10 protein-coding genes are annotated in these 11794 nt (G+C 58.6%); 7 read left to right on the top strand and 3 right to left on the bottom strand.

The annotated features are described in order from the left end of the window. Positions 1-301: 301 nt before the first annotated feature. The 7 genes from RT028_RS17720 (at position 302) to RT028_RS17690 (ending at position 9264) form a co-directional block, all read left to right on the top strand. The gene (locus tag RT028_RS17720; protein WP_312936412.1) at positions 302-1945 is read left to right on the top strand and encodes an acetolactate synthase large subunit; all 1644 of its coding nucleotides are present in this window, start codon (positions 302-304) and stop codon (positions 1943-1945) included. A 222-nt stretch (positions 1946-2167) separates the two neighbouring features. Further along, complete coding sequence (locus RT028_RS17715) at positions 2168-2722, top strand: UPF0149 family protein (protein WP_312936411.1); 555 nt, start codon at positions 2168-2170, stop codon at positions 2720-2722. Positions 2723-2859: 137 nt separating this feature from the next. Continuing rightward, positions 2860-3747 (top strand): hypothetical protein, encoded by an 888-nt coding sequence (locus tag RT028_RS17710; protein ID WP_312936410.1) that lies wholly within the window; start codon positions 2860-2862, stop codon positions 3745-3747. Between the two features lie 386 nt (positions 3748-4133). Next, on the top strand, positions 4134-6068 hold the full coding sequence (locus RT028_RS17705) for an FAD-dependent oxidoreductase (protein ID WP_312936409.1): 1935 nt from the start codon (positions 4134-4136) through the stop codon (positions 6066-6068). Positions 6069-6217: 149 nt separating this feature from the next. Then, a complete protein-coding gene (locus RT028_RS17700; protein WP_312936408.1) occupies positions 6218-7114 on the top strand; it encodes a nitrilase family protein in 897 nt (298 codons plus the stop codon). A 9-nt stretch (positions 7115-7123) separates the two neighbouring features. Continuing rightward, the gene (locus RT028_RS17695) at positions 7124-8278 is read left to right on the top strand and encodes a hypothetical protein (RefSeq protein WP_312936407.1); all 1155 of its coding nucleotides are present in this window, start codon (positions 7124-7126) and stop codon (positions 8276-8278) included. Next, complete coding sequence (locus tag RT028_RS17690) at positions 8275-9264, top strand: asparaginase (RefSeq protein WP_312936406.1); 990 nt, start codon at positions 8275-8277, stop codon at positions 9262-9264. Before RT028_RS17695 ends, RT028_RS17690 begins: the two co-directional genes overlap by 4 nt. 207 nt (positions 9265-9471) lie before the next feature. On the opposite strand, the gene RT028_RS17685 is transcribed toward RT028_RS17690, so the two are convergent. The 3 genes from RT028_RS17685 to RT028_RS17675 all read right to left on the bottom strand — a co-directional run. Further along, complete coding sequence (locus tag RT028_RS17685) at positions 9472-10695, bottom strand: type II toxin-antitoxin system HipA family toxin (RefSeq protein WP_312936405.1); 1224 nt, start codon at positions 10693-10695, stop codon at positions 9472-9474. Next, positions 10695-10997 carry a helix-turn-helix transcriptional regulator gene (locus RT028_RS17680; RefSeq protein WP_312936404.1) on the bottom strand — a complete coding sequence of 101 codons (303 nt, stop codon included), beginning with the start codon at positions 10995-10997 and terminating at the stop codon, positions 10695-10697. Before RT028_RS17680 ends, RT028_RS17685 begins: the two co-directional genes overlap by 1 nt. A 396-nt stretch (positions 10998-11393) precedes the next feature. Next, a partial coding sequence (locus RT028_RS17675) for a ribonucleotide-diphosphate reductase subunit beta (RefSeq protein WP_312936403.1) occupies positions 11394-11794 on the bottom strand: 401 nt, incomplete at its 5' end.

The raw sequence follows: 11794 nt of genomic DNA, 5'->3' as shown, positions 1-11794 counted from the left end.
TCATTTCGCAAAACCCCTATCTGCTCAGGCAGGTAGGGGTTTTGTCTTTTCTGCGCATTAATTTTCTTGTCTTGATCTATCCAGGGCGTACCCCTCTCCGAAAGTGTCACAGCGCGTTAATCGCCCAGAGTTCTAGCCGGCTCTGTGTAAAAGCGCGTATTTTACGTGACCTGCCCCTGTGCACATGGCGTCAAGACTCTGTGTCCCGCGTTCAAAGCGCTGAAGGGGCAGACCGATCTTGGCCAGTGCGCCAAGTATTTTGAGCTACATCACCGAAATATCACGTGAGGTTACAAGCGAGATGGCCAAGGCCGCCGATGTCGTTGTGCAATGCCTGGAAAACGAAGGTGTCGAGTATGTGTTTGGCATTCCCGGCGAGGAAAACCTCGACCTGCTGGAATCCCTGCGCAAGTCGAAAATCAAGCTGGTCCTGACCCGCCACGAGCAGTCAGCAGGCTTCATGGCGGCCACCTACGGTCGTTTGACTGGCAAGACCGGTGTCAGCCTCTCCACCCTCGGCCCAGGTGCAACCAACCTGGTCACCGCCAGCGCCTATGCCTATCTGGGCGGCATGCCGATGATGATGATCACCGGGCAGAAGCCGATCAAGAAGTCCAAGCAGGGCCGTTTCCAGATCATCGATGTATGCGGCATGATGGCCCCGATCACCAAGTACACCCACCAGTTCGCGTCGGCCGACAACATCCCTGCGCGCATGCGTGAAGCGTTCCGCCTGGCTGAAGAAGAAAAGCCCGGCGCTGTCCATCTGGAACTGCCAGAAGACATCGCCGCCGAACAGACCGACGCCCTGCCGATTCCACGCAGCCTGCATCGCCGACCGCTGGCCGAACACAAGGCCATCGAAGCCGCCATCGAGAAACTGCAGAACGCCCGCAACCCGATTCTGGTGATCGGCGCCGGCGCCAACCGCAAGATGACCGCCAAGGTCCTCAAGCAGCTGATCGACAAGACCGGCATCCCCTTCATCACCACGCAGATGGGCAAAGGCGTGGTCGATGAACGTCACCCGCGCTTCCTCGGCAACGCCGCGCTGTCGGCCGGTGACTTCGTCCACCGCGCTGTGGAAGCGGCGGACCTGATCATCAACATCGGCCATGACGTCATCGAGAAGCCACCGTTCTTCATGGTCCGTGGCGGCACCGAAGTCATCCACATCAGCTTCCGCTCCGCTGAAGTCGATGCAGTGTACTTCCCGCAAGTAGAAGTGATCGGCGACATCGCCAACACAGTCTGGCAGATCAGCGAAGCCCTCACCGACACCACGCACTGGGACTTCACCCGTCTGCTGGCCATCCGTGAAGCCAACGAAGCGCAGATCATCGAAGGCGCCGACGACGATCGGTTCCCGGTCTACCCGCAGCGCCTGGTCGCCGACATCCGCCGCGTGCTGCCGTCCGAAGGCATCGTGGCCCTGGACAACGGTATCTACAAGATCTGGTTCGCCCGCAACTACAAGGCGCACAAGCCCAACACCGTACTGCTCGACAACGCCTTGGCCACCATGGGCGCTGGTTTGCCGTCGGCGATGGCAGCACACCTGGTGTACCCGGATCGCCCAGTGATCTCGGTGTGCGGTGATGGCGGCTTCATGATGAACAGCCAGGAGCTGGAAACAGCGGTGCGCCTGGGCATGCATATCACCGTGGTGATTCTGCGTGACGACGGCTACGGCATGATCCGCTGGAAGCAGGCCAACATGGGCTTTACCGATTTTGGCCTGGATTACGGCAACCCTGACTTCGTCAAGTACGCCGAGGCCTATGGTGCCAATGGCCACCGCGTTGAAAGCGCCGAAGCGCTGCTGCCGCTCTTGCAGCACTGCATCAGTACTCCCGGCGTACATGTAATCGACTGCCCGGTCGATTACAGCGAGAACGATCGCATCCTCAACAGTGAACTGCGTGAGCGCGCACTCGCCGTGTAAACGCGAGGCACCCGCTTTCAACCGAAAGCGGGTTGTTCCCGGTACAGGCCAGATACGCCATCAGCAGCGTATCTGGCATGAGCTGCTTGCTCATGGCCCCTCGGCATGATTTCAGAATATCCCCCTCAGCCCTGACCAGCGCAGTGTCACTCGCGTCGTGATACCTGGCCGCCGTGGCTATGCTAGGGTGCATCCCACTTTTGCCCTTCAGGACTATTCACCATGCTTGCAGTACTCAGCGAGAAAGAAATCAATCGCCTCGAAGACATGCTGATCACCTATGGCAACGACTACTCGGTACTCAACGTCGCTGAACTCAATGGTTTTTTCACCGCACTGGCCAGTTCTCCCACAGTGATAACACCCGAGCGCTGGCTACCCGAAGTTGCCGGCGGCGCAGTGCCGAAGTTCAAGAAGCCCGCAGACGAAGAAGCCTATACCGCGTTGATGATCCGCTATGCCGTCCAGGTCGCGCAGTCGCTGGCGGCCGAACTGGATGCGTTCGAGCCATTGTTTGAAACCAGCGAAACCGAAGAGGGACCTGGCGTCATTCTTGAGGAATGGTGCTTCGGTTACATGCGCGGGACACAGGTTGCCGAATGGGCACCGTTGCCACCATTGGAGCAAGGCTACTTGGACATGATTTCCCTGCATGGCCTCGAAGACAACATCGAATTGATCGATGCGATGAACAACGAAGCGCGTCAAGCGTGTGTGCCAGTGGTGACGTATGCCGCGCGTGATCTGTATCGTTACCAGCGACAGTCGCGGCGCTGAAGGCAGACTGAAAGATTCCAGCGCTGATAGTGCCAACCGCCTCACAGGTTGGTTCGCCCGCGATGAACCCTCGTTGAAGGGCCTGGTCCCTAATGAGCGCCTAACTCCATCAGCGTTGTATCAAGGACCTCTCGATCATGCATCAATCCTCTTCTTCAGCCACTGGTAAGTTGATAGGTACCTACGGCTACGGTAAAGCCCTGCAAATATTCATGGGCATATTTGCGATTGTCCTGCTCGGCATGGCCGGATTCGTCGGATATCTCAAGACCATCACTGCGTTCCCAGGTGAGCCTGCTCCTGCCGGCGCAACCGGAAACTTCAATGGTCCGCCCGAGCTGTTCTACTACGTCATGGCCTTTTTGGTAGCATTGGCGCTGTGCATGGTGCTGACCATCAAATGGCAGCAGAAACTGCGCAATGCGTGTTACGAGGTGTATGAGAAGGGGATTCGCCAAGTAACCTCTGGCCAGGATGAGTTCGTCGCGTTCACGGAAATGGACGATCTCTATTTGTTCGCTTCCGGGCAGACCATCACCGCCGGCTTGATCAACAACCTGGCCTACCGCCGTAATGCCAGCGAACCCTTTCGCCGGGTCAACGCGCACTTGCATCGGCTGGAAGAGTTCATCGACCTGGTCCGCGAGCGCTACTTGGAGGAGCGTCTGCCGTCAGCTGCGCAAACCCTGAGCAGTGGCGGCGTCGTGCGTTTCAATTACGCTGATACCAAACAGGTCTGGGGCAAACGTATTACCGGCAACTTTCTGGATGTCGTCACCAAACCGCTGAACGTCACCTTGCAGTATCTGGAGGTAGACGGTAAACGCTACCCGATTTCGCTACTGCGCGAAGCCAACACCAGTGCGTGGACCGAAAAGGTGGTGATCAAGGACAACGATGGTCAGGTTGTGCTTTCGACCATTGCGACCGGCATCATGAGCATGGACCTGTTCTTCAACGTACTCGGTCTGCTGCAGGATAACCAACAGACGCACCCGGCGCCGAAGGTTGCAGCCGACTACTGATTCGCAGGCAGGCCTCGTTCACAGACAGAGCCGCTGGCGTCGGCGTGATTGTACTGATGGCGCTGCTTGCCTGCGGCGCCTGCTCCCCCACGTGGTTGCATCGCCGAGGGGCTGAGGCCCCATTAAGCGAGCTGCGCATCCAGTGACTTGGAGATGTTTCACGCAGCGCCATTGGGCGTGTTCAGGCTAGTGTAGTTCCGCTACCGAGCAGTGGTCTCGCTGGAAATGTCAGTGTGGCGTGCGTCTGGATCGTTAGCGCCTGACTAGCCCGAACCGCCGTTTGAACCGTGCAGCGAGAAGAAGCTGCTGCTGGTGTTAGCTGGTTATTGCCTCAACGGCTTCTCATCATTCCAGTCTGTGGTTTCCCCACCGAGGAAACCCTAATCATGACTATTGGCTCCACACACAATCATCCCGCCGACTTGACCACGACGCCTACAGCCCCAACTCTTCCTTGGGCTGCACGTTTTCCGAATCCGCCGGATCTGTGTTTCGACTATCGCCGTCTGCTTGAGCAAGCGGGTGGTATCGCGCACGCCACCAAATCCGAACACCGCATCGCTGTTATTGGTGCAGGGGTGACAGGACTTACCGCTGCCCGAGAGCTTCTGCGCTGTGGCTATACCAAAGTCACACTGCTAGAACAGTCCAAGCGTATAGGCGGACGCCATCTCACGGTGCCGAGTGGTCCAGGCACTCCTGTTCAGCCATCAACACCCTTTGAGTTGGGCGCCATGCGCATGCCGTTTTTCAATAGAACCGGCGAACCGCCAAAGGCCGGACACTCTTTGATGGCTTATTACGCACAATTGTTCGAACTGCGCATCTCTGATTTTCCCAATCCAGGCACACCTTGGGTCAACGCCACGGGCATCTACTTGCGTGAGGGACAACTCGATGGCGAGGGTGATCCTCAACTGCTGATCTGGCGCAACCCTCAAGGGACTACGCCGCCGCCTACAGAAACCCTTCAGAGGGTTCATGACAAGTGGTTGCGGTTTGCTAAATGCTTTACCGAGAAAGTGGCGAGCGTTTATGGAACCGCCAGCTGGCCATCATTCTGGTCTCACATTGTGGAGCACTATCATGCATTGTCGTTCAGAGACCTGGTGATTCGGCCCGCACTCCCGGTATGGGATTCCGAGACCCCTGGTGATTTCGGTGGGTTAGGCATGACACCTGATGAGTCGTCCATTTTCTACTCGATCGGGATCGGTGACGGAAGTTGGGGCGCTTTTTACGATGTCTGCTGCCTGTACCCTCTGCGTACCGCCATTTTTGGCTTTAGCAGCCACCTGCAACTGGTGCATGGACGTGTAGATGACCAGGGGCAACCGCTGCCAGCGCCCCATGTACGTGAAGAACACCTGCCTGACAGCCAGGGATTGGAATTCCAGTCCCCGGCCTACATTGGGCTCGTCGCAATGGATGAGTGCCTGTTGTTCATGAATATTGCTGAGGTAGGCTCATCGTTATATGAGCAATGCTTGACGCGCCAAGACGGTCTGTTGACGGACAGCTCGGTGTTTGCCCTGCAGCGCCAGAACGATGGACGTATCAACGTCAGTTATCGTTGGCGACATAGCGACCCCGAGAATATGCAAGAGCGTAGCGAGGTGTTCGACAGCGTGATAGTGACGCTACCCTCATGGCTGATGGAAACCAATGTCCGATTGCAGGGCTTCAGCACAGATCTGCTCCCACAAACGATCATTGATGCTTGGAAACATGCGCACTGGGAGACAAGCTGCAAAGTCTATGCGGGATTAAATAAAAAATTTTTGGATCGTAATCCGCAGTTGCCACAGATATTGGTTACCGACAGCTGGATTCACGATGTGTATGCCCATCGTTACAATGACAGTTATGACCAAGACTGCATCCTCCTTAGTTACACCTGGGAGGATGACGCCAGCAAGCTTGCCAGCTTCAACGATGCCGAGTTGGTGGAGAAATGCCTGAGTGAACTCGATCGTATTCTGCTGCGCTGCGTCAATATTGCCGAGCCCATTTCACCTCACGTCGATACCAGCACCTTCCGTGTCCAGCGCTGGCTGACAGACCCTAATGCATTGGGTTGCGCCAAATTGTATCGAGCCGGGACCTATTACCCTGCGTTGAGCCTGATGAAGTACAACCGCGATCTTGCACATAGCTCCGGCCTGTACTTGGCGGGCGAGTCCTTTTCAGTCGACGCAGGGTGGACCGAGCCCTGCCTGCGTACCGCCGTCGACGCCGTTATCAATATCTGTGCCCACACCCGAGCCAACTTCAACGGCGGGTTCACGCTCGATCACTACCCGCACTACGACGTACGCTGACGTCTGCTTGAAGAGGCGTCCTGTAGGACGCTTCCTTCACGCCGGTGCGCCTTTTCTTTCAAGCAGCTCGGAAACTGTTAACTGCCATACCTGGCCCGTGCCCGCTCTACTGACGGTCTTCCACAACAACGTCAAAAAAGGAAGCCGCCATGACGCCATCGCGCACCGCTGTAAGCCCTGTCCGTATCGCCGTTATCCAGTTCGACCCGCAAGTGGGCCTGGAGAAATGCGGGAGCAACCTGGAACGCAGCCTGACCCTGGCCCGGCGTGCGATCAGCGCTGGGGCCAATCTGATCGTGTTGCCTGAACTGAGTAACACCGGCTACACCTTCCTCACCCGTGCCGAAGCCTTTGCGCATGCCGAGACGCTTGCAGATAGCCGCAGCGTCAAGGCCTGGCAAGATCTTGCCAGCGAACATGGTATCTACCTGGCCGCAGGATTTGCCGAACGTGACGGCATGAAGCTGTACGACAGTGCTGTCCTGTTGGGGCCTGATGGCCGGCTTGGTCATTACCGCAAGGCACATCTGTGGGATCAGGAGAAGCTCTGGTTCACACCGGGCGATCTCGGCTTTCCAGTGTTTGAAACACCCATCGGGCGGATCGGTCTGCTGATCTGCTGGGATATCTGGTTCCCTGAGGTGCCGCGGCTACTGGCGGCGCAAGGCGCTGACATCATCTGCAGCCTAAACAACTGGGTGTGGACACCGCCACCGCTGTTCGACGCGGCTGGGCGCTGCATGGCGTCCTACCTGACCATGACCGCCGCCCATGTCAACAACGTCCATATCGCCGCCGCCAATCGCATCGGGCAAGAGCGGGGAGGGCGGTTTCTCGGCTGCTCGCTGATCGCCGGCACCCATGGTTGGCCCATCGGTGAGGTGGCCAGTGCCGAGGATGAGTGTGTCCTGTACGCCGACGTCGATCTGACTGCCGCTCGCAGCGCACCGATCTGGAACAGCCTCAACGATTTACAGCGTGACCGCCGCACGGACTTGTACGACGCAACGCTGGGCTATCGCCTACACGCACCGATGCCACGTTGAGGACACGCCATGAACCGTTCTTCTCAGTCTGCGCTGTGCCCCGGCACGGCGCTATGTTTGCTGCTCCTGGCCGTCTTGCTGGCAAGTCTGGTGGCAGGTCAGTGGCCGGACTATGCCACGCTGTCCAGCACGTTGGACCGACCCCTGAGCCGTCTGCGCTGGATACTCGGTGACATCAGCGAGGTAGCCTTCTACAAGCACGAGTTGCCGGCCCTGGGGCTCATGCTGGGTGCCTGCCTGGGCCATTGGGCGCATGTTCGCGGCTACCGCTGGCAAGGGTTTGCGATCTGCTATGGCTCGGGCCTGTGGCCTTGGGTGTTCACCAGTTCGCTGCTCGGTTTGCTGTTCAGTCATGTTCTGTGGGGTTGGACATTGGCTAGCGGAGCGTGGCAACCCACCTTTGTCGCCTTCGTCTCCTTGCCGGCCGCGATGGTACTGCTCTTCGGCGGTGGGTGGCGCGTCGCTGTGAACGGCGCGCTGCTGGGGGCTTTGCTGGTGACGCCGGCGAGTCTGTTGTGGGTCAACGTGGTCTGCTATCCGCTGGCGCTACCGGCGGTCATTGGCAACGTCATGGGCATGGCCGTCGCCAGTGTCGTGGCCTTCGCGCTGTGCAAGCGCTTTCCCGCGCTGGTTCGCGGTGCGCTGCGGCCAGTGCCGTGCGCAGTGTCACCGTTGGTGCCACGTTACGGCGTCAGCTGGACCTTGCGACGTGTGCTGGCGGACTTCAGCGAAGCGCCGTTCTATGGCAACGAGCTCGCTAGTCTTGGCTTGCTCATCGGTGCGTTCCTGGCTGCATGGCTGGCACCGGCAGCACCGGCGTACGGTTCGCAACTGCTCGTGCAGATCATCGTGGGCCAGGCGCTGGCTTCATTCATGGGTGTGATGCTCTGGCGGCAGCAATGGAAAACCCGCGGCTGGTATCCCACCTACATCCCGATCGTCTCAGTGGTACCGGCTGCGATCCTGACGGTGGGCGGCCATTGGCAAGTCGTCGTGGCCAGCGCGGCATTGGGCGCCGTCTTTGCGCCACCTTTGGCGGTCGCTATCAGTCAGCGCCTGCCCAGCTACATGCACGGTTACATTGGCAACGTGTTGTCGATGGCACTGACCACGTTGGCCGTTGTGCCATTGCTGGGCTGGGCCTTTCCCAGAGGGGCAGCATGAACGCGTCTTCACGGCTGCCTCGGGTTTCCATCGCCAGTCTCGGCGGTACCGTCAGCATGCAGCCTGGCGATCAGCACGCCGGCGTGACGCCACGCCTGGACTGCGAGGGCTTGCTGCGCGGCCTGCCGCAGCTGGGGCAACTGGCGCAAATCGAGGCGCAGACGCTTTGCCTGCTGCCCAGCGCATCCCTGGATGTGCCGACGCTGCTGGAGGTACTGAGCTGGGCGCGGTGTCAGGTGGAGCAGGGCGCCGAGGCCGTTGTTCTGACCCAAGGAACAGACACCCTGGAAGAATCGGCTTACTTCCTTGACCTGCTCTGGCCCTTCGACGCGCCCCTGGTGATGACCGGCGCTCTACGCGCGGCCAGCCATCCTGGCGCGGATGGGCCGGCTAATCTGCTCGCCGCTGTGCAGGTGGCCATCGATGACCAGAGCCGGGGCCGCGGTGTATTGGTGGTGTTGAACGACACGATTCATCGCGCGACGAGCGTGCGCAAAGTGGCCAGCCTGGCGATGGCGGCGTTTGAATCGCCAGGTGTCGGGCCGGAGGGGGGAGTGGTCGAAGGGGCAGTGAGCTTCCACCGGCCTGCATCAACCCGTATACCTTTGCCGGTGCCCGTTCGTGCGGTGCCGCCAATCGCATTGTTGGAAGCCTGTATCGATGCGGACACGGCATTGCTGCGCGCCTTGCCTGCGCTGGGCTACGCGGGCGTGGTCATCGCCGGCTTTGGCGCCGGGCACGTGTCGCAGGCCTGGGCCGAGGCACTGGGCGAACTGGCGCTGGCGTTTCCGGTCATCGTTGCGAGCCGTACGGGCAATGGCCCCACGGCCAGGTCGACCTACGGGTTCGTGGGCGGGGAGATCGATCTACAGGCGCGTGGTGTGCAGATGGCCGGGGCATTGTGCCCGCGCAAGTGTCGGGTGTTGTTGGGGGTGTTGCTGGCGTCTGAGCTGGAGGGAGTCGTTAATCGCTGGTTAGGCCCGTGATTGGATCGGCGTCCGCGTCTTTGGGCGGGCGCCGTCGAATTTGGCGAGAATCCCTAGCCTGAAAGTGTCTCGCTCGGGAGAGTCCATCGTCGTGGAAGGAGGGTGGCGCCGGTTTTGCCGATGATTGCTGGTTTTGAAGCGCCTCTGCTGCAGCCATCGTCACCGCCAGGGTTGTGAGCGCGCGCACGGCGCAAGCTGATGGCCACCTTAATCGAGCAGCTTGTCGGCGCCCATTGCTGACAATGCCAGCTCAAGTTCAGCGGGCTGCAAGTGCTGGTGATAGTGCGTGTCCAGTTCAGGGGCCCACGCCGCAACCTCATCAATGATCGCGACTGCTTGAGCCTGTGACAAACCATAGTGGTCGACCTGACTCAGCAAATTGCGGCGAGACAACGCTCTGCCAAAACTGCCAATACCCATCGCCAAGCTCGAAGGCGCAGCGCCTTCGGTCGTTGGCACGACGTCATACATAGGGGCCAAGCGCCATTTCCCTTTCACATACAGCACGGCCACGTTTTTCGGATGGTCATCGTCGTTGCCGACCAGAATGTTGAAGCAGATGCGTTTGAAAAGCTCATGACGATCACGTTCAGGCACTCCCCGGCGCATCATCTCGTCGGCCAGCAGGCCGTAGTGCCATTCCTGTGTCCAGCTCCTGGGGTTGTTCCAGTCACTGTCGAGCAATGTCAGACCGCTCAACATCGGTACTCGGTAAAACTGTCCGTTATCGGCAGGCACGCGGTCGAAGCGGTCAATGAGCAAGGTGTTCACCCGACCACGGTGCAATTGAACCGTCGCCACGTTCATCCCTTTCTTTGCAGCGAAGGTCATGCAGGCGAATTCCAGCGCAGGGATATCGTAGGCATCGTGGCGGTCACGTGGTTTGGCCAGGAGCAGCCGGTTTTCATCAATGAGTGTGCACTTTGGTCGAGCGCCGCCGAGTGATGAGCGTTGCTGCAGCGTTGCTTTGGTAGCTTTATCGGTATCGTGTGGGAATCCGCCCTGTACACCATCGGCAAATTGTATAAAGGCGTCCAGTTGAGTGATCTTGCCCACACCCGCCTGACCAATACCAGCAGCGGGCTGCCTACCCGCACCCGCCATGAGGTTGCCCGCACGGTCATGGTTTGGCGATTTCAAAAGAAAGCCGATGGCATTGTTCTGCTCCCCATGCTCGCGGGCGATCAAACGCTCTCCCCAGCCGTCGGGCGCCGCGTCCCGAATGAACCCAGGTATGCCGCGGTTCTTGGTAATGCTCGTATAGGGTTGTGACCGGAGTGGATAACTGTATGCATCCGGCACCCATCCACCCGCTTTCACGTGGCTCGGACTGTAAACGAACTCGCCGATGTCGTTGACGACGTTCAAGCGGCCAATCGTGGTGACTTCCAAGGAGTCCGGCAGCTGCATGTAGAGGTAGATCACTGTCATCAGAAATCGTCCTCGGTCACGTTTTTAAGCCTTACCCTATGTTCAGTGGCAAATGAAGCAGGCGAGGACATGGGCACATCCTGGAATACCTCATTGAGCAAACCGAGGTACCACAGCGCAATCATGTAGCTGCGCATCTCCACAGTCGGTGCGCCAGCTTCGATTTTGGCCAGTGTGGTGACGGATAAGCCGCATTGCGCGGAGAGGTCTTTCTGGCGAATTTTGCGCTCTAGGCGCCTGGTTTTGGCCAGAAGGCCTATTTTCATTAGCCTGTCGGAGCAAGCCAGGGGAAATACAGTCATTTTAAGGCCTGCTTAAGCACGTCTTATGAGCGATAAGAGTGACTATAGCAGCTCTTATGGATATGTGAGGATGTATACCATGACGTGTTCAGCTACGGCTCCCTGGGTCATCAACGTAACAGTCCAGCTCACGCCAAATTCGCGAAAGAGCGCGCCTCAGGCCTGGGTGGGTAGCCTCGGCTGGTTTCAGTCGGCCGATCGCTTGCGGCATCATGGGCGTGCACCTGTTTCTCAATGTTCTGGCATACCTGCAAAAGCACCAACGTGCGCCCGCGGCAGTCAAGTTCATCACTGATCTCAGTTGAAATCAGCCCTGTCGTGGCAGGTTGAACACACTTTCCAGTACCCATGAAAAAGGCTGCCAATCGGCAGCCTTTTTCATGAAACGTCCAGGCATCAATCCCAGCTCAACGCCCCACCGGTCTGATACTCGATCACCCGCGTCTCGAAGAAGTTCTTCTCTTTCTTCAAGTCCATGATCTCGCTCATCCACGGGAACGGGTTGGTCGTCCCTGGGTACTCTTCCTTCAAGCCGATCTGGGTCAGACGACGGTTGGCGATGAACTTGAGGTAATCCTCCATCATCGCCGCGTTCATGCCCAGTACGCCGCGCGGCATGGTATCGCGGGCGTATTCGATTTCCAGTTGAGTGCCCTGCAGAATCATCTGAGTGGCTTCGTCTTTCATGGCCGAGTCCCACAGGTGCGGGTTCTCGATCTTGATCTGGTTGATCACGTCGATGCCGAAGTTCAGGTGCATCGACTCGTCACGCAGGATGTACTGGAACTGCTCGGCAA

The organism is Pseudomonas sp. (assembly GCF_032058845.1).
Taxonomy (GTDB): domain Bacteria; phylum Pseudomonadota; class Gammaproteobacteria; order Pseudomonadales; family Pseudomonadaceae; genus Aquipseudomonas.
This window is presented reverse-complemented; position numbering and strand designations above follow the sequence as displayed.